At 72.1% G+C, this 22,477-nt stretch carries 22 protein-coding genes and 1 riboswitch; of the genes, 19 read left to right on the plus strand and 3 right to left on the minus strand.

All coding sequences use genetic code 11. The annotated features are described in order from the left end of the window. Window positions 1-57: 57 nt before the first annotated feature. The 13 genes from Vlu01_RS16775 (at window position 58) to Vlu01_RS16835 (ending at window position 13,823) form a co-directional block, all read left to right on the plus strand. Window positions 58-1,332 carry an adenosylmethionine--8-amino-7-oxononanoate transaminase gene (locus Vlu01_RS16775; protein ID WP_204000256.1) on the plus strand — a complete coding sequence of 425 codons (1,275 nt, stop codon included), beginning with the start codon at window positions 58-60 and terminating at the stop codon, window positions 1,330-1,332. Window positions 1,333-1,489: 157 nt separating this feature from the next. Then, window positions 1,490-2,326, plus strand: coding sequence for an orotidine-5'-phosphate decarboxylase (gene pyrF, locus Vlu01_RS16780; RefSeq protein ID WP_204000260.1), 837 nt, complete (start codon window positions 1,490-1,492; stop codon window positions 2,324-2,326). A gap of 171 nt (window positions 2,327-2,497) precedes the next feature. Beyond that, on the plus strand, window positions 2,498-2,815 hold the full coding sequence (gene mihF / locus Vlu01_RS16785) for an integration host factor, actinobacterial type (protein WP_007458370.1): 318 nt from the start codon (window positions 2,498-2,500) through the stop codon (window positions 2,813-2,815). A 26-nt stretch (window positions 2,816-2,841) separates the two neighbouring features. Then, entirely contained in the window at window positions 2,842-3,375 is a 534-nt protein-coding gene (locus Vlu01_RS16790; protein ID WP_204000263.1) for a nucleoside/nucleotide kinase family protein, read from the plus strand. 53 nt (window positions 3,376-3,428) lie between these two features. Further along, window positions 3,429-3,692: a DNA-directed RNA polymerase subunit omega gene (gene rpoZ / locus Vlu01_RS16795; RefSeq protein ID WP_007075826.1), complete on the plus strand. Its 264-nt coding sequence runs from the start codon at window positions 3,429-3,431 to the stop codon at window positions 3,690-3,692. Window positions 3,693-3,705: 13 nt separating this feature from the next. Continuing rightward, window positions 3,706-4,917 (plus strand): bifunctional phosphopantothenoylcysteine decarboxylase/phosphopantothenate--cysteine ligase CoaBC, encoded by a 1,212-nt coding sequence (gene coaBC, locus Vlu01_RS16800; protein ID WP_204000266.1) that lies wholly within the window; start codon window positions 3,706-3,708, stop codon window positions 4,915-4,917. 88 nt (window positions 4,918-5,005) lie between these two features. Next, window positions 5,006-6,199, plus strand: a complete 1,194-nt coding sequence (gene metK / locus Vlu01_RS16805) for a methionine adenosyltransferase (protein WP_204000269.1) — start codon at window positions 5,006-5,008, stop codon at window positions 6,197-6,199. Between the two features lie 65 nt (window positions 6,200-6,264). Next, the gene (locus tag Vlu01_RS16810; RefSeq protein ID WP_239095953.1) at window positions 6,265-8,247 is read left to right on the plus strand and encodes a primosomal protein N'; all 1,983 of its coding nucleotides are present in this window, start codon (window positions 6,265-6,267) and stop codon (window positions 8,245-8,247) included. Between the two features lie 266 nt (window positions 8,248-8,513). Continuing rightward, window positions 8,514-9,488, plus strand: a complete 975-nt coding sequence (locus Vlu01_RS16815; RefSeq protein WP_204000272.1) for an AAA family ATPase — start codon at window positions 8,514-8,516, stop codon at window positions 9,486-9,488. A gap of 120 nt (window positions 9,489-9,608) precedes the next feature. Next, a complete protein-coding gene (locus tag Vlu01_RS16820; protein WP_204000275.1) occupies window positions 9,609-10,877 on the plus strand; it encodes a cytochrome P450 in 1,269 nt (422 codons plus the stop codon). A gap of 42 nt (window positions 10,878-10,919) precedes the next feature. Next, entirely contained in the window at window positions 10,920-11,480 is a 561-nt protein-coding gene (gene def / locus Vlu01_RS16825; RefSeq protein WP_204000278.1) for a peptide deformylase, read from the plus strand. A 4-nt stretch (window positions 11,481-11,484) separates the two neighbouring features. After that, window positions 11,485-12,411 carry a methionyl-tRNA formyltransferase gene (gene fmt / locus Vlu01_RS16830; RefSeq protein ID WP_204000281.1) on the plus strand — a complete coding sequence of 309 codons (927 nt, stop codon included), beginning with the start codon at window positions 11,485-11,487 and terminating at the stop codon, window positions 12,409-12,411. Then, window positions 12,408-13,823 (plus strand): RsmB/NOP family class I SAM-dependent RNA methyltransferase, encoded by a 1,416-nt coding sequence (locus tag Vlu01_RS16835; RefSeq protein WP_373307412.1) that lies wholly within the window; start codon window positions 12,408-12,410, stop codon window positions 13,821-13,823. The genes fmt and Vlu01_RS16835 overlap by 4 nt, the downstream gene beginning before the upstream one ends. Before the next feature lie 29 nt (window positions 13,824-13,852). Here the strand turns inward: Vlu01_RS16835 and Vlu01_RS16840 are convergent, their stop codons facing one another. Both Vlu01_RS16840 and Vlu01_RS16845 read right to left on the minus strand, forming a co-directional pair. Next, window positions 13,853-14,740, minus strand: coding sequence for a septum formation family protein (locus tag Vlu01_RS16840; RefSeq protein WP_239095945.1), 888 nt, complete (start codon window positions 14,738-14,740; stop codon window positions 13,853-13,855). Between the two features lie 84 nt (window positions 14,741-14,824). Next, the gene (locus Vlu01_RS16845) at window positions 14,825-15,712 is read right to left on the minus strand and encodes a septum formation family protein (protein WP_204000284.1); all 888 of its coding nucleotides are present in this window, start codon (window positions 15,710-15,712) and stop codon (window positions 14,825-14,827) included. A 245-nt stretch (window positions 15,713-15,957) separates the two neighbouring features. Between Vlu01_RS16845 and rpe the strand changes: the two genes are divergently transcribed. From rpe to ribH, 6 genes are all read left to right on the plus strand, one after another. Next, window positions 15,958-16,638 carry a ribulose-phosphate 3-epimerase gene (rpe, locus tag Vlu01_RS16850; RefSeq protein ID WP_204000287.1) on the plus strand — a complete coding sequence of 227 codons (681 nt, stop codon included), beginning with the start codon at window positions 15,958-15,960 and terminating at the stop codon, window positions 16,636-16,638. Continuing rightward, window positions 16,625-17,620 carry a response regulator gene (locus Vlu01_RS16855; RefSeq protein WP_204000455.1) on the plus strand — a complete coding sequence of 332 codons (996 nt, stop codon included), beginning with the start codon at window positions 16,625-16,627 and terminating at the stop codon, window positions 17,618-17,620. The genes rpe and Vlu01_RS16855 overlap by 14 nt, the downstream gene beginning before the upstream one ends. A 57-nt stretch (window positions 17,621-17,677) precedes the next feature. Next, window positions 17,678-17,850: riboswitch (FMN riboswitch) on the plus strand. A gap of 152 nt (window positions 17,851-18,002) precedes the next feature. Further along, window positions 18,003-19,064 (plus strand): bifunctional diaminohydroxyphosphoribosylaminopyrimidine deaminase/5-amino-6-(5-phosphoribosylamino)uracil reductase RibD, encoded by a 1,062-nt coding sequence (gene ribD / locus Vlu01_RS16860; protein ID WP_204000458.1) that lies wholly within the window; start codon window positions 18,003-18,005, stop codon window positions 19,062-19,064. A 2-nt stretch (window positions 19,065-19,066) separates the two neighbouring features. Next, a complete protein-coding gene (locus Vlu01_RS16865) occupies window positions 19,067-19,687 on the plus strand; it encodes a riboflavin synthase (RefSeq protein WP_204000289.1) in 621 nt (206 codons plus the stop codon). Then, complete coding sequence (locus Vlu01_RS16870; protein ID WP_204000291.1) at window positions 19,684-20,946, plus strand: bifunctional 3,4-dihydroxy-2-butanone-4-phosphate synthase/GTP cyclohydrolase II; 1,263 nt, start codon at window positions 19,684-19,686, stop codon at window positions 20,944-20,946. The genes Vlu01_RS16865 and Vlu01_RS16870 overlap by 4 nt, the downstream gene beginning before the upstream one ends. Before the next feature lie 5 nt (window positions 20,947-20,951). Continuing rightward, window positions 20,952-21,455 (plus strand): 6,7-dimethyl-8-ribityllumazine synthase, encoded by a 504-nt coding sequence (gene ribH, locus Vlu01_RS16875; protein WP_204000293.1) that lies wholly within the window; start codon window positions 20,952-20,954, stop codon window positions 21,453-21,455. A gap of 62 nt (window positions 21,456-21,517) precedes the next feature. Here the strand turns inward: ribH and Vlu01_RS16880 are convergent, their stop codons facing one another. After that, on the minus strand, window positions 21,518-22,375 hold the full coding sequence (locus Vlu01_RS16880; RefSeq protein ID WP_204000295.1) for an ABC transporter substrate-binding protein: 858 nt from the start codon (window positions 22,373-22,375) through the stop codon (window positions 21,518-21,520). Between the last annotated feature and the right edge of the window lie 102 nt (window positions 22,376-22,477).

Genomic DNA, 22,477 nt, shown 5'->3' on the forward strand with positions numbered 1-22,477 from the left:
CTGTGCCGACACCGCCGCGCGGGTTGAAGCAGAGCAAAGGAGGCGCAAGGAGGACCGATGACCCCGGAGGAGGTTCTCGCCGCCGACGCGGCGCACGTCTGGCATCCGTACGCCGCGTTGCCGCCCGCGGTGGCGCCGTACCTGGTGGAGAGCGCCGCGGGGGTGCGGCTACGGCTGGCCGACGGTCGTGAGCTGGTCGACGGGATGTCCTCCTGGTGGGCAGCGATTCACGGTTACCGGCATCCGGTGCTGGATGCGGCGGTGACCGACCAACTGGGGCGGATGAGCCATGTCATGTTCGGCGGCCTCACCCACGCCCCGGCCGTGGAACTGGCCCGCACCCTGGTCGAGCTGACGCCCGACGGGTTGGAGCACGTGTTCCTGGCCGACTCCGGTTCGGTCAGCGTCGAGGTCGCGGTGAAGATGTGCCTGCAGTACCAGCGGGCCACCGGTCGGCCGCAGCGGCACCGGTTGGGCACCTGGCGGGGCGGATACCACGGCGACACCTTCCACCCGATGAGCGTCTGTGACCCCGACGGCGGCATGCACCACCTCTGGGGGGACGTGCTGCCACGCCAGGTCTTCGCCCCGATACCGCCCGGCGGCTTCGACAGCCCGCCGGATCCGGCGTACGAGGCGGCGCTGATCGACGCGGTCGAGCGGCACGCCCACGAACTGGCCGCGGTCATCGTGGAGCCGGTGGTGCAGGGTGCGGGCGGGATGCGTTTCCACCACCCGCACTATCTGCGGGTGTTGCGCGAGGTGACCCGGGCGCACGGGGTGCTGTTGATTTTCGACGAGATCGCAACCGGGTTCGGTCGTACCGGGACGATGTTCGCCGCCGAGCACGCCGGGGTGACCCCGGACGTGCTGTGTGTCGGCAAGGCGCTCACCGGCGGCTACCTCACCCTGGCCGCGGCCCTCTGCACGGCGGAGGTCGCGAGGGGCATCCGGGCCGGCGGTGTCCTCGCGCACGGTCCCACGTTCATGGGCAACCCGCTGGCCTGCGCGGTCGCGAACGCGTCGCTGGGCCTGCTGCGGGCCGGTGACTGGGCCGGGGAGGTGGCGAGGATCGAACGTGGCCTGCGATCCGGACTGGAGCCGTTACGCGGTGCGCCGGGTGTGGCGGACGTACGGGTGCTCGGCGGGATCGGTGTGGTCCAGCTGGACCACGAGGTGGATCTCGGCGCGGCCACGGCCGCCGCGGTGGCGCGGGGGGTGTGGCTGCGTCCGTTCCGGGATCTGGTCTACACGATGCCGCCGTACGTCACCACGGACGCCGACCTGGCGCTCGTGGTCTCGGGCATCGCGGCAGCGGTCGCGGCGGGCTGAGTAGGCGAGTTTCGACAGTCGGCTTGATTTGAGTAGGTGTGCTCGGCAGCCGACGCGAAATGGAGTAACCCGGTATCGCGCCCACCCGCGCCCGCTGAGTAGGCGGCGAAGGGGGAATGCGGACCGGCGAAGGACAAGAGAGGAAGGCATTGGCCTAATGGAGAGCTTCGGCGCCCGGCTGCACCGGGCCATGGCGGAGCGCGGTCCGCTCTGCGTGGGAATCGACCCGCACCCGGAGTTGCTGGCCCGGTGGGGCCTCCGGGACGACGTGGGCGGCCTGGACCGCTTCGCCGGCATGTTCGTGGACGCCCTCGGTGACCGGGTTGCGGTGGTCAAGCCCCAGTCAGCATTTTTCGAACGATTCGGATCTCAAGGAATGGCCGTCCTTGAGTCAACTATCCGACAGTTACGAAATCTCGGCTCGATCGTTCTGCTCGACGTCAAGCGCGGTGACATCGGTTCGACGGTTCGCGCGTACGCGTCCGCCTACCTTGATCCATCCAGCCCCGTGTATGTCGACGCGGTGACCGCGAGCCCTTTCCTGGGGGTCGGCTCACTGGCTCCGATGTTCGAGCTGGCCGCCGAGCACGGCGGTGGAGTGTTCGTCCTGGCGCTCACCTCCAACCCCGAGGGCGCCTCGGTGCAGCGGGCGCGCGGTGCCGACGGGCGCACCGTCGCACAGACTGTTATCGACGAGATTTCCCAGCTCAACGCGGGTGCGGAGCCGCTCGGGAGCATCGGCGCCGTGATCGGTGCGACGGTCGGCGAGACGGGCTGCGACCTGTCGAGGGTGCACGGCCCGCTGCTCGCCCCGGGGCTCGGGGCGCAGGGCGCCACGGCGGCGGATCTGCGGACCGTCTTCGGTTCCGCGTTGCCTGCCGTGCTGCCCGCGTACTCCCGTGAGGTGCTGGGCGCCGGACCGGATCCGGAGGCGTTGCGGGCCGCCGCGGACCGGATCGTGGCTGAGTGCCGGGCGGTTCTGGAGATGTCCTGACTGACTGATGACTCGGTCACTCTGCGGTGATCACCGCGTGCCCACGTTGCCGAAAGCTCCGTTGACCGCTAGTTTTCCCCGCGCTGGGAACCCCTTGGTTCACAGCGACACCACGTTTCACAGATGCGGCGGTGCGTCCCGCCCGTCGCGATAGGGACCTGAGGAGAACTGGTGCCGCTCCCGTCACTGACCCCTGAGCAGCGCGCAGCAGCGCTGGAGAAGGCTGCGGAGATCCGCAAAGCCCGTGCCGAGCTGAAGGAGCAGCTCAAGCAGGGCAAGACCACCCTCGGAGCCGTCCTTGAGCGGGCCGAGTCCGACGATGTCGTCGGCAAGCTCAAGGTGTCGGCCGTGCTGCAGGCCATGCCGGGCATCGGCAAGATCCGGGCTACTCAGATCATGGAGAAGCTCAAGATCGCCGACAGCCGTCGTCTGCGTGGCCTCGGCGAGCAGCAGCGCAAGGCTCTGCTTGGGGAGTTCGCCGCCAACTGAGCGAAAACTGCGTGTAGAAACAAGCAGTGAGCTTGGATGACGAGGCGCGCCCGGCGGCTCGGCTCACTGTCCTGGCTGGCCCATCCGGCGCCGGCAGGGAGAGTGTCGTCGAGCTGATCCGGGCGCGTTCCCCGTCAGTGTGGACGCCGATCGCGGTCACCACCCGGCCCCGCCGGGGCAGCGAATCCGACGGCGTCCACCGACACTTCGTCACGCCATCGGAGTTCGACCGCCGGCTCGCCGCCGGCGAACTGCTGGAGTGGAGCCGGTTCGGCGGGTACCGGCGGGGCACGGAGATCAACCCATTGCGCCGCCGGCTTGCGGCCGGGCAGCCGGTCCTGCTCCCGCTGGATCTCGACGGGGCGCTACTGGTCCGGGCCGGGTGGCCGCGAGCGCGACTCGTCCTGCTCCACCCGCCCGGTTGGCTGCCAGGTCCGTCCGTCGCGGCGGCCTTCGACCTCAGGGTGTCGTACGACCGCATCGAGCGGGTCGTGGACGAACTGGTAGGATTCATCGGTTCTTCCTTCCTGGCTCCGGCCCGGCCGCGTCCGCGCGGTTGAGCGCCGGCGCCGCGCTCACGCGCGGTCCGTGCGAAAGACGCAGAGGTTTATCCGTGGGATCCATCGCCAACCCCGAAGGCATCACCAACCCGCCGATCGACGAGCTCCTGGAGAAGACGACGTCGAAGTACGCGCTGGTCATCTTCGCGGCCAAGCGCGCCCGCCAGGTCAACGCCTACTACAGCCAGCTCGGTGAGGGTCTGCTGGAGTACGTTGGCCCGCTGGTCGAGACCACCCCCCAGGAGAAGCCGCTCTCCATCGCGATGCGCGAGATCAACGCGGGCCTGCTCACCGCTGAGCCGACCGACCAGCCGTAACCCCCGCGCGTCGATGAGCGCTCGGATCATCCTCGGCGTCGGTGGCGGGATCGCCGCGTACAAGGCGTGCGAGCTGCTGCGCCTGTTCACCGAGTCGGGCCACCAGGTCCGGGTGGTGCCGACCGCGGCCGCGTTGCGCTTCGTCGGCGCACCGACCTGGGCGGCGCTGTCCGGGCAACCTGTCGCCGAGGACGTCTGGTCCGACGTGCACGAGGTGCCGCACGTGCGACTCGGCCAGCAGGCCGACCTGGTGGTGGTCGCGCCCACCACCGCCGATCTGCTGGCCCGAACCGCTCACGGCCTCGCCGATGACCTACTCAGCAACACCCTGCTCACCGCTCGCTGTCCGGTGCTGCTGGCACCGGCCATGCACACCGAGATGTGGGAGCATCCCGCCACCGTCGCCAACGTCGCGACGCTGCGGGCCCGAGGGGTCCGGGTCATCGAGCCGGCGGTGGGGCGACTCACCGGCGTCGACACCGGCAAGGGCCGCTTGCCGGAGCCGGCCGCGATCTTCGCGGTCGCCCGCCGGATCCTGGCTCGCGGCGTCGACGCGCCAGCCGACCTGACCGGTCGCCGGGTGGTGGTCACCGCCGGTGGCACCCGGGAGCCCCTGGACCCGGTGCGTTTCCTGGGTAACCGGTCCTCCGGCAAGCAGGGCTACGCGTTCGCCCGTGCCGCGCTCGCCCGTGGTGCCCGGGTCACGCTGATCTCGGCCAACGTCACGCTGCCCGACCCGGCTGGCGCGGACGTGGTCCGGGTGGGCACCACCGGGGACCTGCGGGAGGCCACGCTGAAGGCGGCGGTGGACGCCGACGTGGTGGTGATGGCGGCGGCTCCGGCCGATTTCCGACCGGCGACGTACGCGCCTGGCAAAATCAAGAAGTCGGACGACGGCACGGCGCCCACCATCGAACTCGTGACCAACCCGGACATCGCCGCCGAGCTGGGTCAGCGTCGTCGACCGGAGCAGGTGCTGGTGGTGTTCGCCGCCGAGACCGGCGACGCCGAGGCCAACGGACGGGCCAAGCTGGCCCGTAAACGGGCCGACCTCATCGTCATCAACGAGGTCGGGACGGACAAGGTCTTCGGCGCCGACACCAACGCGGCCACGGTCATCAGCGTGGACGGGTCGGTCACCCGGATGCCCGAGCGGTCCAAGGAGGATCTGGCCGACGGAGTGTGGGACCTGGTGGTCGCCAGACTGGCCGGTGACTCCTCCTGACGGCTGGACGCAAGACGACCGTCGACGGCGCTGTGGACGGTCGGTGACTACACTGCCGCGGAACGACGTCCAAGAACTTAGGAGTACCGTGACACGCCGCCTCTTCACGTCCGAATCGGTCACGGAAGGCCACCCGGACAAGATCGCTGACCAGATCAGTGACGGCATCCTCGATGCCCTCTTGACGCAGGATCCGCACAGCCGGGTCGCTGTGGAGACCCTGATCACCACCGGTCAGGTCCACGTCGCCGGTGAGGTGACCACCAAGGCGTACGCCGACATCCCGACGATCGTGCGGGAGACGATCCTGGATATCGGGTACGACTCGTCGAAGAAGGGGTTCGACGGGGCGTCGTGCGGGGTCAGCGTCTCGATCGGTGCGCAGTCGCCGGACATCGCGCAGGGCGTGGACAACGCGTTCGAGTTGCGGACCGGGGCATCGGAGAGCGCGCTCGACGCGCAGGGCGCCGGTGACCAGGGCATGATGTTCGGGTTCGCCTGCTCCGAGACGCCCGAGTTGATGCCGCTGCCGATCGCGCTCGCGCACCGGCTCGCCCGCCGGCTCGCCGCGGTACGCAAGGACGGCACGGTGCCCTACCTGCGTCCGGACGGCAAGACGCAGGTCACCATCGAGTACGACGGGCTGCGGCCGGTACGCCTGAACACGGTGGTGGTGTCCAGCCAGCACGCCGCGGACATCTCGCTGGAGTCGCTGCTCACCCCGGACGTGCGGGACCACGTCATCGCTCCCGAACTGGAGAGCCTGGGCCTGGACACCGAGGGCTACCGGCTGCTGGTCAATCCGACCGGCCGGTTCGAGATCGGTGGTCCGATGGGTGACGCGGGCCTGACCGGGCGAAAGATCATCGTCGACACCTACGGCGGCTACGCCCGCCACGGTGGTGGGGCGTTCTCCGGCAAGGACCCGTCGAAGGTCGACCGGTCGGCCGCGTACGCGATGCGGTGGGTGGCCAAGAACGTGGTGGCCGCCGGTCTCGCGGAGCGGTGCGAGGTGCAGGTGGCGTACGCGATCGGCAAGGCGCATCCGGTGAGCCTGTTCGTCGAGACGTTCGGCACCGAGACGGTGCCGGTGGCCTCGATCGAGAAGGCGGTCGGCGAGATCTTCGACCTGCGCCCGGCCGCCATCATCCGGGATCTGCACCTGCTGCGGCCGATCTACGCCCAGACCGCCGCCTACGGCCACTTCGGCCGTGAACTGCCCGAACTGACCTGGGAGTCGACCGACCGCGCCGCGGACCTCAAGTCGGCTGCCGGAGCCTGACAACCAACCGGCGTGACGACCGGCGACCCGCTGACGGGTCGCCGGTCGCCCGCGTCTGCGTCGACATTCCGCTGGCCCATCTGGACCGCCCCTTCGACTACCTGGTTCCGCAGGCGCTCGCCACCGACGCGGTGCCCGGCGTACGGGTGAAGGTGCGCTTCGCCGGCCAACTCGTCGACGGATGGCTGCTGGAACGGGCCGAGCGATCCGACCATCCCCGGCTCGCGTACCTGGAGAAGGTCGTCTCCCCGGTGCCGGTCCTCGCTCCGGAGGTCGCCCGGCTGGCCCGGGTCGTCGCCGACCGGTACGCCGGCAGCCTGGCCGACGTGCTGCGGCTGGCGGTTCCACCCCGGCACGCGCGGGTGGAGAAGGAGATCATCAGCCAGGCTCCGGCGGCCGACGCGACACGGGCCGACGCGACACCGGCCGCCGCGACACCGGTCGACCCCCCGCCGGGACCGGCCGCGCCGACGCCCCCGGCTGATCAGCCGGTGCCGGAGCCCGAAGGCTGGCGCGACTACCCGGCCGGGCCGGCGCTGCTGCGGGCACTGGCCGCCGGGCGTTCCCCCCGGGCGGTCTGGTCGGCGCTGCCGGGCGAGGACTGGGCGGCCCGCTACGCGAGCGCCGTCGCCGCCACCGTGGCCGCCGGCCGAGGTGCACTGGTGGTGGTCGCCGACGGGCGGGACCTGGACCGACTCGACGCCGCGCTGACCGCGCGACTCGGCGCGGGCCGGCACGTGTGCCTCTCGGCCGCGCTCGGTCCGGCGCGGCGGTACCGGGCCTTCCTGACCGCCCGGCGCGGCGACGCCCCGGTGGTGATCGGCACCCGGGCGGCCATGTTCGCTCCGGTCGACCGGTTGGGACTGGTGGCCATTTGGGACGACGGTGACGACCTGCACGCCGAACCGCGAGCCCCCTACCCGCATGCCCGTGAGGTGCTGCTCACCCGCGCCCAGTTGGCGGACGCGGGCGCACTGGTCGGTGGCTACGCCCGGACCGCCGAGGCACAGCTGCTGGTGGAGACCGGCTGGGCCCGCGAGGTGATCCCCGACCGGGCGGTGCTGCGGGCGCGTACCCCCACGGTCGTGCCGACCGGTGACGACCCGCAACTGGCCCGCGATCCCGGCGCGGCGACCGCCCGGCTGCCGAGCCTGGCCTGGACCGCCGCCCGGGACGCGCTGCGCGCCGAGCTGCCGGTCCTGGTCCAGGTGCCCCGGCGCGGCTATCTGCCCTCGGTGGCCTGCGCCGAATGCCGGACCCCGGCCCGCTGTCCGCACTGCGCCGGCCCGCTCGCGTTGCCGTCGGCAGGTGGGTCGCCGGCGTGCCGCTGGTGTGCCCGGATCGCCGCCGCGTACGCCTGCCCGCAGTGTGGTGGGCGGCGGCTGCGGGCCTCCGTCACCGGTGCCCGGCGCACCGCCGAGGAGCTGGGTCGGGCCTTCCCGGGAGTGCCGGTGCGCACCTCCGGGCGGGAGGAGGTGCTGACCGAGGTTCCCGGCGGCGCGGGCCTGGTGATCGCGACCCCGGGTGCCGAGCCGGCGGCGGCCGGCGGCTACGGCGCGGTGCTGCTGCTGGACACCTGGGCGTTGCTCACCCGGGCCGACCTGCGAGCGGGGGAGGAGGCGCTGCGCCGGTGGACGGCCGCCGCGGCGCTGGCCCGGCCGGCGGCCGACGGGGGGCGGGTGGTGGTGGTCGCCGACGGCGCGCTGGCACCGGTGCAGGCGCTGCTGCGGTGGGACACCGGCTGGTTCGCGGCGCGGGAACTGGCCGAGCGGCGGGAACTGGGCTTCCCGCCGGCGATGCGGATGGCCAGCGTGACCGGCCCGCCGGCCGCGGTGGCTGACCTGTTGGGGCAGGCGCGCCTGCCCGACGGGGCCGAGCTGCTCGGTCCGGTGCCGGCTGACGGCGAGCGGGAGCGGATGCTGGTGCGGGTGCCGAGGGCGCGGGCCGCCGCCATGGCCGATGCGCTGCACGCGGCAGCCGGGATCCGTAGCGCCCGCAAGGCGACCGATCCGGTACGCCTCCAGGTCGACCCGCTCGCGTTGTTCTGACCGGTTTGGTCACGGTGGGTGCTGGTCGATGCCGCAATCGATACGATTTGTCACCTGATCTTGACGCTGAGTGTCGGCGCGCCCGCTCGGGGTTGCGTCCTCGGGAGGGGCCCGCGAGAGGTGGTAGCATCGCCCGTCATGCCGGTGCGTACGGCGACTCCAGGTCGAGCTGGAGGTGTCCGAGGGCGGCGCGACGACGGCGGAACCGCGTCGGCCCGGCGCGGAATTCGATGATCAATCAGCCGGTGATCAGGGGTGGACCAGTCGTGACCGTTCGTCAGTCGATCGTCTTCAACGGTGACCTCGGCAGCGGCAAGAGCACTGTCTCGGTCGAGATCGCCAAGCGGCTCGACCTGCGTCGGGTCAGCGTCGGGGACCTCTATCGCAAGATGGCCCAGGACCGGCAGATGACCGCGCTCCAGCTGAACCTGCACGCGGAGCTCGACCAGGCCGTCGACGGCTACGTCGACCAGCTCCAGCGGGACATCGCCGCCTCCGGTGAGAGCCTGGTCATGGACTCCCGGCTGGCCTGGCACTTCTTCACCGACGCGCTCAAGGTGCACATGATCACCGAGCCGGGCGAGGCCGCCCGGCGCGTCCTGCTGCGTCCCTCCGGACCGGCCGAGAGCTACACCTCACTGGATGAGGCGAAGGCCAAACTCAGGGAACGCAGCGAGAGCGAGCGCAGCCGGTTCCTGGTCCGGTACGGGGTGGACAAGGCCAGGCTGCGCAACTACGACCTGATCTGCGACACCACCCGGGCACCCGCCGACGAGGTGATCGAGCGCATCATCGACGCGTACGAGGGGCGGCTCGCGCCCGAGGTGCTGCGCGGCGCCCCGCCGCTGCTGCTGCTCGACCCGGGGCGCGTCTACCCGACCGAGGACATCGCCGGCTTGCGCGGCCTGTGGGACTCGACCTTCGCCAGCGAGGTCGTCGCCGCCGGTGAGACCGGCCTGGAGCCACTGGACATCGGATACACCGGCGAGTACTTCTTCGTGATCAACGGGCACCGCCGGCTCAGCGCCGCGCTGCGCAACGGCTTCCGGCTGGTGCCGGGCCGGCTGGTCGCCGAGGTCGAGGAGCCGGTGGTCGGTGGGGTGAGCGCGATCGACTACTTCGCCGCCCAGACCCGCCCCAGTCTGATCCACGACTGGGCGGCGGCCCACGACATCCACCTGCCGCTGCCGGAGCACGCCCTGCTCGGCGGCGACGCGGTGCTCGCCGGAGAGAGCGGCTAGGCCGCGGGTCTGCGGCTGGGCCGGGGTGCGCGGCTCGCCGGGGCTCGCGGGGCCCGCCGGACGCCGCCGCGATGGCGTCGTCCGGGCATGATGGAGCCTCCGGAGGACCGAGGAGGCCGGATGGATGTCGCTGAGGCGTTTGCGTCGCTGATGTCACCCGACGGGCGCGTGGACCCCTATCCGGCGTACGAGCGGCTGCGTGCCCACGGGCCGATCGTGCAGACCGGTCCGGGGGTGTACGCGGTGACCGGCCACGCCGAGGCCGACGAACTGCTCCGGGACGCCCGGGTCCGGGTGCTCGACGAGCATCTGCGCGACGGCGTCCTGCCCAACTGGCGGGAGAGTCCGGCGGTGTCGTCGATCGCCCGGTCCATGTTGCGGACCAATCCGCCCGACCACAGCCGGTTGCGGCGGCTCGCCGCCGGCGCCTTCACCCCACGCCGGATCAACGCCATGCGCGAGGTGATCGAGGCGCAGACGGACGAGCTGATCGACGCGATGACCACGGCCGGCCGGGGCGGGGCTCCGGTGGACTTCATGGCCGAGTTCGCCTACCCGCTACCGGTCGGGGTGATCTGCGAACTGCTCGGCGTGCCGGCCGACGACCGTACGCTGTTCCGGCGGTGGACCGCTGACCTGACCGGGATCCTGGAACCCGAGATCACCGCGGCGGAGCTGGCCGTGGCCGACGCCGGCGCCGCCGAGCTGCGTGCCTACTTCACCGAACTGGTGGCCACCCGTCGCCGTCGGCCGACCGACGACCTGACCACCGCCCTGGTGCAGGCACACGAGGCCGGTGACCGGCTCTCCGGCGACGAGCTGCTGGCGAACCTGGTGATCCTGCTCGTCGCGGGCTTCGAGACCACCACCAACCTGCTCGGCAACGGGCTGGCGGTGCTGCTGGCCCATCCCCGGGCCGCCGACGTGCTGCGTCAACACCCGCAGCACGCCCCGGCGTACGTGGACGAACTGCTCCGGTTCGACTCACCGGTGCAGCTGACCACCCGGCTCAACGCCGAGAGCGTACGCCTCGGCGGGGTCGAGGTGCCCGCCGGCAGCTGGATCCTGCTGCTGCTCGGCGCGGCCAACCGCGACCCCCGGCGGTACCCGCGACCGGAGCAGTTCGATCCGTGGCGGGCGCAACTGAACCCGCTCTCCTTCGGCGCCGGGCCGCACTACTGCCTGGGCGCGGCACTGGCCCGGCTGGAGGCGCAGGTCGCCTTCCCGGCTCTGCTGCGCCGGCTGCCCGCGCTGGCGCTGGGCGGGCAGCTCCGGCGGCGGATCCGGTTGACCCTGCGCGGGTACGACCACCTGCCGGTCACCGTGGGTGAGCCGCTGCCGGCCGAGCAGGACGGTACGCCGGCCGGCGCGGCAACCGGCAGTCCGTAGACTGGTACGCATTGCCGTCCCGCCGTGAAGGAGCCAATCCGCGTGACCGTCCAGCCCATCCGTTTGTTCGGGGATCCGGTGCTGCGCACGCCGGCCGATCCGGTGGTCGACTTCGACGTCGAGCTGCGAAAGCTCATCGAGGATCTGACCGACACCATGCGTGAGCAGAGCGGTGCCGGTCTCGCCGCGCCGCAGCTGGGCGTCGGCCTGCGGGTGTTCACCTTCGACGTCGACGACGTGCTCGGCCACCTGGTGAACCCGGTGCTGGAGTTCCCCGACGAGGAGGAGCAGGACGGCCCGGAGGGGTGCCTGTCCATCCCCGGGCTCTACTTCGACACCAAGCGCCGGCAGAACGTCATCGCCAAGGGCTTCAACGGCTACGGTGACCCGATGCAGATCGTCGGCACCGGGTTGATGGCACGCTGCGTGCAGCACGAGACCGACCACCTCGACGGGGTGCTCTTCGTCGACCGGCTGGATTCGGCCGGCCGCAAGGAGGCGATGAAGGCGATCCGCCAGGCCGAATGGTACGACCCCGCCGCCCCACCGACGGTCAAACTGAGCCCGCACCCCGCCGGCAACCCCTTCGGTCTGGGGCGGTGACCCGATGCGTGTGATCTTCGCCGGCACCCCGGCCGTCGCTGTTCCGGCGCTGGCTGCGGTGGCCGCCTCCCGGCACGACCTGGTCGCCGTGGTCACCCGCCCGGACGCGCCCGCCGGGCGTGGTCGGGGCCTGGTCCGTTCCCCGGTCGGCGCCTGGGCCGACGAGCGGGGCATCGAGGTGCTGACACCGGCACGTCCGCGTGAGCCGGAGTTCCTGGACCGGCTGCGCGAGCTGGCCCCGGACTGCGCGCCGGTGGTCGCCTACGGCGCGCTGGTGCCGCCGGTCGCGCTGGAGATTCCCCGGCACGGCTGGGTGAACCTGCACTTCTCGCTGCTGCCGGCGTGGCGTGGCGCCGCGCCCGTGCAGCACGCCGTGCTGCACGGCGACGAGCTGACCGGCGCCAGCGTCTTCCAACTGGAGGAGGGGCTGGACACCGGCCCGGTCTACGGCACGCTCACCGACGAGATCCGGCCCGCGGACACCTCCGGTGACCTGTTGGAGCGGTTGGCGCACAGCGGTGCCGGGCTGCTGGTGGCGGTGCTCGACGCGCTGGAGGACGGCACCGCGAGGGCCGAGCCGCAGCCCGCCGACGGCGTCTCGCTGGCCCCGAAGTTGACCGTCGAGGACGCCCGGGTGCGCTGGGGCGACCCCGCCTTCGCGGTGGACCGGCGGATCCGGGCCTGCACCCCGGCCCCCGGGCCGTGGACGACCTTCCGGGGCGATCGGGTGAAGCTCGGCCCGGTCACCCCGGCACCGGACGCGCCCGACCTCAAGCCCGGTGAGCTGCTCGTGGAAAAGGCGCGGGTACTGGCCGGCACGGCCACCGTCCCGGTCCGGCTCGGCGAGGTGCGCGCGGCCGGCAAGCGGGCCATGCCGGCGACCGACTGGGCGCGCGGTGTCCGGGTCGGCGCCGGCGAGGAGTTCGCGTGAGGGACACCGCCGCCCGTGGCGGTGCGGAGCGTCGCGGATCCCGTCCCAGCCGGCCGGTCGTCGACCGGGCCCGTTACGCGGCGTACGAGGCGGTCGCGGCGGTGCACCGCGACGACGCGTACGCCAACCTGGTGTTGCCGGCGATCCTCACCGACGCGGGACTGTTCGGCCGGGACGCCGCCTTCGCCACCGAACTGACCTACGGCACCCTGCGCCATCTGGGCACCCTCGACGCGATCCTCACCGCCGCGGCCGGTCGGGACGTGCAGCGGATCGACCCGCCGGTCCGCGACGCGCTGCGCATCGGCGCGTACCAACTGCTGCACACCCGGGTGCCGGCGCACGCGGCGGTCTCCTCCACCGTCGACCTGGTGCGGGCGGTGGGCCAGGGGGCCACCGGATTCGCCAACGCGGTGCTGCGCGAGGTCGCCACCCACGATGTCGACGGGTGGGTGTCCCGGCTGGCGCCGCCGATGGGGGAGGACCCGATCGGTCACCTCTCGCTGGCCTACAGCCATCCACAGTGGATTGTTCGGGCGTTCAACGAGGCGCTCGACGGTGACCTCAGCGAGACCACCCGCCTGCTGATCGAGGACAATGAGCGCCCTCCGGTGCACCTGGTCGCCCGGCCCGGCCTGGTCGACCCGGTCGACCTCGCCGACGAGGTCGGCGGGGTGCCCGGCGCCTTCTCGCCGTACGCGGTCTACCTGGCCGGTGGCGCACCGGGCGACCTGGCGGCGGTGGCGGACGGCCGGGCTCACGTCCAGGACGAGGGTTCCCAACTGGTGGCGGACGCGCTCGCGCAGGCACCGGTGGACGGTCCGGACGGCCGGTGGCTCGACCTGTGCGCCGGGCCGGGCGGCAAGTCGGGACTGCTCGGGGCCCTCGCCGCGCAGCGGGACGCGCGGGTGACCGCAGTGGAGGTGGCCGAACACCGGGCCCGGCTGGTCGCGAACGCCACCCGAGGGCTGCCGGTGACCGTGCTGAACACCGACGGTCGGCTGGTGGGCACCGAGACGAAGCTGCCGGCGGAACACTTCGACCGGGTGCTGGTCGACGCGCCGTGTACCGGACTCGGTTCGCTGCGCCGTCGGCCGGAGTCGCGCTGGCGACGCCAGCCGTCCGACCTGTCGGCCCTGACCCGGTTGCAGCGCGAACTGCTCGCCGCCGGGCTGCGGGCGGCCCGCCCGGGTGGGTTGGTGGCCTACGTGACCTGCTCACCGCACACGGTGGAGACCCATGTGACGGTGACCGAGGCGGCTCGCCGCAGCGGCGTGCCTGTCGACTTCGTCGACGCGCGTACGGTGCTGCCGGCCGGGATGCCGGGCCTGGGGGAGGGGCCGACAGTGCAGCTCTGGCCGCACCGGCACGGCACCGACGCCATGTTCCTCGCGCTGCTGCGCCGCACCTGACCACCTCTCGGCTGGCCGGCGCGGGATGGTCAGCCGATCGGCAGGGCCCGGGTGCCGGCGCCCTTCACCGACCGGGTGAGGGTGCGGTCGCTGATCCAGAGAAAGCACTGGACCGACCGGTTGCCACTGCGCCACTCGCCTTCCGAAGGGTGGTAGAAGATGGTGCCGACCCGGTACTGCAGGTTGCCGTCGTCGGGCACCTTGGCGTAACGGGCGACGGCGCTGCGGCAACCGCTGTGGGCCCGTGCCGGCTTGGCCAGGAACTCCGACCAACTGCTCTTCGGCGCTCGCCACAGACCCACGAACTCGGCGCGGTGCCGCGCGGTGCATCGGACGGCGATCATCTCGATCACCTCGTCGCCCTCGGTGCGGGCGTTGAAGCAGCCGTGCCGCAGCGGTGACGAGCCGTCGAGTTCACCGGCCAGGCTGGCGGTGCGCCGTACCGGTACCGGGGTGTCGAGTGTGCGCAGCTCGTGGACATCACACCGGAACCAGCGGGCACCGCCGGTCCACGCCTGCGGCGAGGGCAGCACGACGGTCAACCCGATCCGCGCACCGCGCCAGTCGCCGCCCAACGTCGTCCGGGCCTGGCGGTCACACTCGCCGAACGCGGTGCGCATCGCCTTGCTGCCGACCGCCGGAGGTCGGGCCCCGGTCGCGTCGGTGAGGGCACCGACGTGCAGGGTTTCCGCCCGGTGCGGCTGGGCACAGTCCACCGGGGCGTACGCGCTGAGGTAGCCGACCTCCTGCGGCTGCCCGTGGCAGACGCCGGAGTCGGGGGTGAAGACCGCCGGGGCCGCCATCGACGCCCAGTCGTCGACCAGATCGCCGTCGGTGCCGGCCGGCCTGGTGCAGCCGGTCGCCGCCAGCGCCACCACGACGCCCAGTGCGACCCCGGTCAGCCATCGCCGTCTCACCGTCGACCTCCCGCTCGCGCCGTCGAAGCGGCAGCATACGACACCGCGCGCGGCAATCTGTCCGGGACGGTTGTCGTACCGCGCTCAGGTGACGGGCAGTCCCTGCGGGCCCACGCCCCGCATCGACCCGGTCAGCTTGCGGTCGTCACTCCACAGGATGCACCGCACGCCCCGGTCACCTTCCTCCCACTCCCGCTGCGACGGCGGGTAGAAGATGGAACCGGCGCGGTAGGGCAGTTCGGCGTTGTTCGGCACGTCGGCGAAGGCGGCGATCAGCTCCATGCAGCGCTTGTGTGCCTGCCCGGCGGAAGCGACGAACTTCTCCCAGCTCATGTTCCGCTCGATGTAGACCCCGACGAACTCGGCGCCGTGCGGCTCGCTGCAGAGCACCGGAGCCATGTAGTTCAGGCTGTCGCCGATGAGCTTCGGGTCGAAGCAGCGGTGCACCAGCGGTGAGTCGCCGATCAGGGCGCCCCGCAGGCTCCCGGTGCGGTTGACCGGCCGGGTGTTGTCGATGCTGTCGGTCTCGCTGAGGTCGCAGCGGAACCAGCGGGCACCGCTGTTCCACGCCGGCACCGATGGCAGGGAGATGTTGAGTGTCAACCGGGCGGTGTGCCAGTCGCCGCCGAGCACCAGCCGGGCCCGCTGGTCGCACTCGGCGCGGGCGGTGCGCAGTGCCGCCGACCCTGGTTCCGGGCGTTCACCCTTGGCGGCGGTGTCGGTGAACGTGCCGACGTGGACCGTCTCGGCGAGGTGGTTGCGGGCGCAGTCCACGGTCTCGTAGGTGCTCGCCAGCACCACCGACGTGATCCGGGGCAGGCAGGCATCGGTGGCCGGCACGAACATGGTCGGCGCCCGCAGTTCCTGCCAGTCGTTGGTGAGGTCGCCGTCGGTTCCGCCCGGCCGCACGCAGCCGCTGAGCATCAGCGCAGCCGTACTGGCCAGCGCCAGTGCCGCGAGCCACCGTCGCATCGTCCGCCCTTTCCGGGAGCTGCCGCCCGGCTGCCGACCCCCGCGCCCACCGGCCTGCACGATACCGTCACCGTCCCCGATGGAGTGTTGCCGCGAATCGGTCGTCTGGCCAGCCGAAGCCGAGCTTCGTTCCGTATCACCGGTCCGAAGGGGGTCATTCTGCACCATTGGTCACCTCTGGGTCACGGGGTGTCCGGTTGCTGGCGTGACGCCATGGCTGCTGGCCGCGTTCGTACACTGGCCCTGTGACCGTACCGCCGCCCATCATCGCGCCCAGCATCCTCGCCGCCGATTTTTCCCGTCTCGCCGAGGAGGTCCGCGCCGTCGAGGACGCTGCGGACTGGCTGCACGTCGACGTCATGGACAACCACTTCGTGCCGAACCTGACCATCGGGCTGCCCGTGGTGCAGAGTTTGCGGGCCGCCACCAAGCTGCCCTTCGACGTACACCTGATGATCACCGACCCGCATCGTTGGGCGCCCGGCTACGCCGACGCGGGAGCGTACAACGTCACCTTCCACGCCGAGGCCTGCGACGACCCGGTGGCGTTGGCCCGGGACCTGCGGGCGGCCGGCGCCCGGGCGGGACTGGCGATCGACCGGGACACCCCGATCGAGCCGTACCTTGACCTGCTGCCGAGCTTCGACACCTTGCTGGTCATGACCATCAAGGCCGGGTTCGGCGGGCAGCGGTTCCTGCCGCAGCTGCTGGACAAGGTCCGCGCCGCGCGTCGCCACGTCAACGCCGGCCACCTGGAACTCCGCATCGAGGTCGACGGTGGGATCGCCGCCGACACCATCGAGCAGGCGGCCGCGGCGGGCGCCGACGCCTTCGTGGCCGGCACCGCCGTCTACGGCGCCGACGACCCGGCCGAGGCGGTACGCCGGCTGCGAGGGCTGGCCGAACGCGCGGCTGCCGGGGCCTGAGGTGGAAGCCTCCGACGATCGTAAGGACGTGATCCTCGTCGTCGACGACGACGAGGACATCGCCCGCTTCGTCGAGTTCAACCTGCGGCTACAGGGCTTCGACGTGATCCTCGCCGCGGACGGCCAGGAAGCGCTGGAGCTGATCGAGCGGGAGCGGCCCGACCTGGCCGTGGTCGACCTGATGATGCCGCGGGTGGACGGGCTGGAACTGACCCGTCGGCTACGTGCCGACCCGATGACCGCAGCGCTGCCGGTGATCATGCTGACGGCCAAGGGGATGACCCAGGACAAGGTTCACGGGCTCAACGCCGGTGCCGACGACTACCTGGTCAAGCCCTTCGACAACGCCGAGTTGGTCGCCCGGGTCAGCTCCACCCTGCGGCGCAACAAGGAGTTCCGGGAGGTCTCCCCGCTGACCGGGCTGCCCGGCAACAGCCGAATCCGCCGGGAGATCGCCGAGCGGGTCCGCAACGGCGCGGACTACGCCGTCGGCTACATCGACATCGACCGGTTCAAGAGCGTCAACGACCGGTACGGGTTCGTCCGGGGCGACGGCTTCATCTCCGCGCTGGCCCGCAGCCTGCACCGGGCGGTGGTCGCGGTCGCCCTGCCGCCGGCCTTCCTCGGTCACGTCGGCGGTGACGACTTCGTCTTCGTGTGCGCGCCCGAGCAGGTGCGGCCGCTCACGTTGCGGGTTTCGGTGGACTTCGAGAAGGCCGCGGACGCCCTCTACGACGCCACTGACCGGGAACGCGGATACGTCGAGTTGAAGGACCGGCGGGGCAACATTCGCCGGGCCGCGCTGGTCACCCTCTCCATCGGTGTCGCGATCTCCGACGCGGAGAAGCGCATCACGAATCCGTTGGAGGCGATGACCATCGCCTCCGAGATGAAGACCGTGGCGAAGAGCCAACCCGGCTCGTACGTGGCGGTGGATCGTCGGCGCGGCGTCGCCGACTCCGGTCACCGTCATGTGAAGTAGCTCGCCCGGGTGGCCCGGCGCCTCGCCGGGCGTGTAAGACTTTGCTCAGTACCCACCACGCGCTGGCGGGACTCGGTGTAATTCCGAACCGGCGGTGATCCACGGTCCGACCGTGGTAAGCCCGCGACCCGGGAGCGGTTCGTCCGCCCGGTGGACCTGGTGAGAATCCGGGGCCGACGGTTGGGGGCGGCTCGTCCGCGCCCAGACAGTCCGGATGGGAGACAGCGCGCGGGACGGAAGGGGGCCGTGTGGCTCGCCGGGCTCCGGCGTGCGCACGTCCCGGCCGGGGCGGCTGTGCCGTACCCGGATTCCGATGCCTGCCCGTGGCCGCCCGGCCCAGCTCCCTGCCTGCGCGTACGAGCGAGAGGGGCAACGGCAGGCGATGGCGAGCGTCTCCGTGGACGAGGCGATGCGTCGTGCGATCGAACTCGCGGCGCGTGGGCTCGGCACCACCAGTCCCAATCCCGTCGTCGGCTGCGTGCTGCTCGACGTCGACGGCGAGGTCGTCGGCGAGGGCTTCCACGCGTACGCCGGGGGACCACACGCCGAGATCGTCGCGCTGGCCCAGGCCGGGCAGCGGGCCAAGGGCGGCACAGCGGTGGTCACCCTGGAACCCTGTAACCACGTGGGGCGCACCAGTCCCTGCAGCGCCGCGCTGGTCCAGGCGGGGGTGGCCCGGGTCGTCATCGCGGTACCGGATCCCAACCCGGTCGCCACCGGCGGCGCCGCCACCCTGCGGTCCGCCGGCGTCCGCGTCGACCTGGGGGTACGCCGCGCCGAGGCGGAGAGCGGCAACGTGGCCTGGCTGACCGCGATGCGCCGGGGCTGGCCGTACGTGATCTGGAAGTACGCGGCGACCATGGACGGCCGCTCGGCGGCGGCCGACGGCACCAGCATGTGGATCACGTCCGAGGCCGCCCGGATGGACGTGCACGCGCTGCGTGCCACCGTCGACGCGGTCCTCGTCGGTGTCGGCACCGTACTCGCCGACGATCCCCGGCTCACCGTGCGCAACCTGCGCGACGGCAGCCTGGCCATCCAGCAGCCGCTGCGCGTGGTGGTCGACTCGACCGGACGTACCCCGGACGACGCCCGGGTCCGCGACGGCGCCGCCCGCACCTGGGTGGCCACCGCCGACGAGGTGGGCGCCGGCCCGGACGGCGGCGTCGACCTGCCGGCGCTGCTCGCCGCCCTGCACGCCCGCGGGGTACGGGCCGTGCTGCTGGAGGGCGGTCCCCGGCTCGCCGGGGCGTTCCTCGCCGCCGGCCTGGTCGACCGGGTGGTCGGCTACCTTGCGCCCCGGCTGCTCGGGGCCGGTCCCGCCGCGCTGGTCGACGCGGGTGTGACCACCATCGCCGAGGCCATCGACCTGGAACTCACCGACGTTACGCAGATCGGTCCCGACCTGCGGATCACCGCGCTGCCCCGAAAGAGGGAGGGCTAGGCATGTTCACCGGCATCGTCGAGGAATTGGGCGAGGTCGTCGGAGTGACCCCGACGGCAGATGACTCGACCCTGGTCGCGGTCCGTGGCCCACTGGTCACCTCGGACGCGCGACACGGCGACTCGATCGCGGTCAACGGGGTCTGCCTGACCGTGGTCGACGTCGACGGCGGGGTGTTCACCGCCGACGTGATGGGCGAGACGCTGCGCCGTTCGGCGCTGGGCGCGCTGCGTACCGGCGACCGGGTGAACCTGGAACGCGCCGCCACGCTGGGCAGCCGTCTCGGTGGTCACCTGGTGCAGGGGCACGTCGACGGGGTGAGCGAGGTGCTTTCCCGCGAGCCGGCGCCGCAGTGGGAGACGGTCCGGTTCCGGTTGCCCGCCGCGCTGTCCCGGTACGTGGTGGAGAAGGGCTCGATCACCGTCGACGGGGTCTCGCTGACCGTGGCCGAGGTCGCCGCCGACTGGTTCGCCGTCGGCCTGATCCCCACCACCCTGTCGGCGACCACCCTCGGCACCCGGTCCGTGGGTGACCAGGTCAACCTGGAGGTCGATGTGCTGGCCAAGTACGTCGAGCGGCTGCTGGGTGGTCGCTCGGTCGATGAGGCGGGGGTGCCGGCATGACCTTCGCCGACATCGAGCAGGCCCTGGTGGAGATCGCCGCCGGCCGTCCGGTCGTGGTGGTGGACGACGCCGACCGGGAGAACGAGGGTGACCTGATCTTCGCGGCCGAGCTGGCCACCCCGGAACTGCTGGCCTTCATGGTGCGGCACACCTCGGGCTTCATCTGCGTACCGCTCACCGAGAGCGAGTGCGACCGCCTCGACCTGCCGCCCATGCACCACACCAACCAGGACCGGCGGCAGACCGCCTACACGGTGACCGTCGACGCCCGGGAGGGGGTGACCACCGGGATCTCGGCGGCCGATCGGGCGCACACCATCCGGCTGCTCGCCGACCCGGCCACCGGCCCGACGGACCTGGCCCGCCCAGGGCACGTGGTGCCGCTGCGGGCCCGCTCCGGCGGGGTGCTGCGCCGTCCCGGGCACACCGAGGCGGCCGTCGACCTGACCCGGCTGGCCGGTCTGCGCCCGGCCGGCGTGCTCTGCGAGCTGGTCAACGACGACGGCACCATGATGCGCCTGCCGGACCTGGAGAAGTTCTGCGCCGAGCACTCGCTGACCCTGGTCACCATCGCGGATCTGATCGCGTACCGGCGGCGCAATGAGAAGCAGGTCGAGCTGGTCGCCGACGCCCGGATGCCCACCGAGCACGGGGTGTTCCGGGCCCTGGGCTACCGCAGCGAGTACGACTCGGCCGAGCACGTGGCGTTGGTGATGGGTGACCTCGGCGACGGCCGGGACGTGCTGGTGCGGGTGCACTCGGAGTGCCTGACCGGTGACGTCTTCTCGTCGGTGCGCTGTGACTGCGGGCCCCAGCTCAACGCCGCCCTGGACCGGGTGGCCCGGGAAGGGCGGGGCGTGGTCCTCTACGTACGCGGCCACGAGGGACGCGGCATCGGGCTGCTGCACAAGCTCCAGGCGTACCAGTTGCAGGACCAGGGCCGCGACACGGTCGACGCGAACCTCGATCTCGGCCTGCCGGCCGACGCGCGTGACTACGGCACGGGCGCGCAGATCCTCTACGACCTCGGGGTCCGCTCGATGCGGTTGTTGACCAACAACCCGGCCAAACGGGCCGGGCTGGAGGGCTACGGCCTGACCATCACCGGCCGGGAGGGGCTGCCGGTGCGTCCGCACCCGGAGAACGTCCGTTACCTGCGGACCAAGCGGGACCGGATGGGGCACCTGATCGACCAGCTAGACGAGGTGTCCGAGGCGCCGATGGGACGTCCGGTGCCCGGCAGAGAGATCGGAGCGTAGGAGAGATGGCGGGTTTCGGGGAGCCGGGATCGGCTCCGGTCGACGCGGCCGGGATGACCGTCGGTGTGGTCGCCGCGCGCTGGCACGGTGACCTGACCGACCACATGCTCGAGCGGGCGGTGGCCGCCGCGCAGGCGTGCGGTGCGCGGGCGGTGGTGACCCGGGTGGCCGGCTCGGTGGAGCTGCCCGTGGTGGCGCAGGCGCTGGCGCGACGCTGTGACGTGGTGGTCGCCCTGGGTGTGGTGGTCCGTGGCGCCACCGCCCACTTCGACTACGTGTGCCGCTCGGTCACCGACGGGTTGACCCGGGTCGCCCTGGACGAGGGCAAGCCGGTCGCCCACGGGGTGCTCACCGTGGACACCATCGAGCAGGCCCGTGACCGTGCCGGCCTGCCCGACTCCGCCGAGGACAAGGGCTGGACGTCGACGGTCGCCGCCCTCGACGCCGCCCTCGCCATCCGCCAGGTCGCCGCAGCCGTCACCCACCCCCTGGGGTTCACCCCCGCATGACCGACCGGGGGCACGGCAGGCTGCGATGATGTGGGCCAGGACGCCACGGGTGCGCTCTCTGCTCAGCCGAGTTCGCGCGTTCCGGCCTCCTGGACGAGCCACTGCTCCTCCAGCCGCTTGAGCGCGCCATCGCTGGCGAGGCGTCCGACCGCCGCGCTGACGCAGCCGGCGATCGGTGAGTCCTTCTCCAGCAACAGCCCGAACGCCGCCGGGCTGCCGACCTGGGGCAGCTGCCCGACGATCACCGCGTCGTCGATCTCGGTGCTGGTGAGCTCGAACGCGGTGGGCAGATCCACCACCAGGCCGTCGATCCGGCCGTCGCGCAGCGCCTTCCTGGCGTCCTTGGCGCTGTCGTAGACCCGTGGCTCGGTCTTCGGCCGCACCAACTCGGTGACGGCCTGGTGGCCGGCGGTGTCGGCCTGGGCGCCGAGCCGGGCGTCGCGCAGGTCGGCCAGCGTGGCGCTGCCGGCGATCTTCGAGGACCGCAACGCGACGACGCTCTGCCGTACGAGGTAGTACGGCGCGGAGAAGTCGACCGCCTGCTTGCGCTCCTCGGTCATCGAGACCTGGTCGATGCCGAAGTCGAAGTTCTTCGCTCCGGGTGCCACGGCGGAATCGCGCGGCACCCGAGTCCAGGTGACGTCGTCGCGGGTGTAGCCGAGCTGCTCCGCCACCGCGTAGGCCACGGCGGACTCGAAGCCCTTGCCGTTGTCCGGTTTGTCGTCGACGAACCACGGCTGGCGGGCCGGCTCGTCGGTGGCGATGGTGAGCTTGCCCGCAGTTTCGGTGGACAGGCTGTCCTTGGTGCATGCCGACGCGGTCGGCATGGGGGTGGGCTGGACCTGCGGCGTGCAGGCGCTGGCCGCGAGCAGGACGGCCGCTGCGGTGGCGAACGCGAAGGTACGCGGGGTGGTGACCATGGCGGACAGCGTACGACCAACATCGGTGGGGATCGAAGGGTCGTCCCACCGCGCCGGTAGGGATTGGCGGTCCCGTCCACCGGTCACCACCGACCCGGTGCG

Origin of the sequence: Micromonospora lutea (genome assembly GCF_016863535.1) — a bacterium.
Taxonomy (GTDB): domain Bacteria; phylum Actinomycetota; class Actinomycetes; order Mycobacteriales; family Micromonosporaceae; genus Micromonospora; species Micromonospora lutea.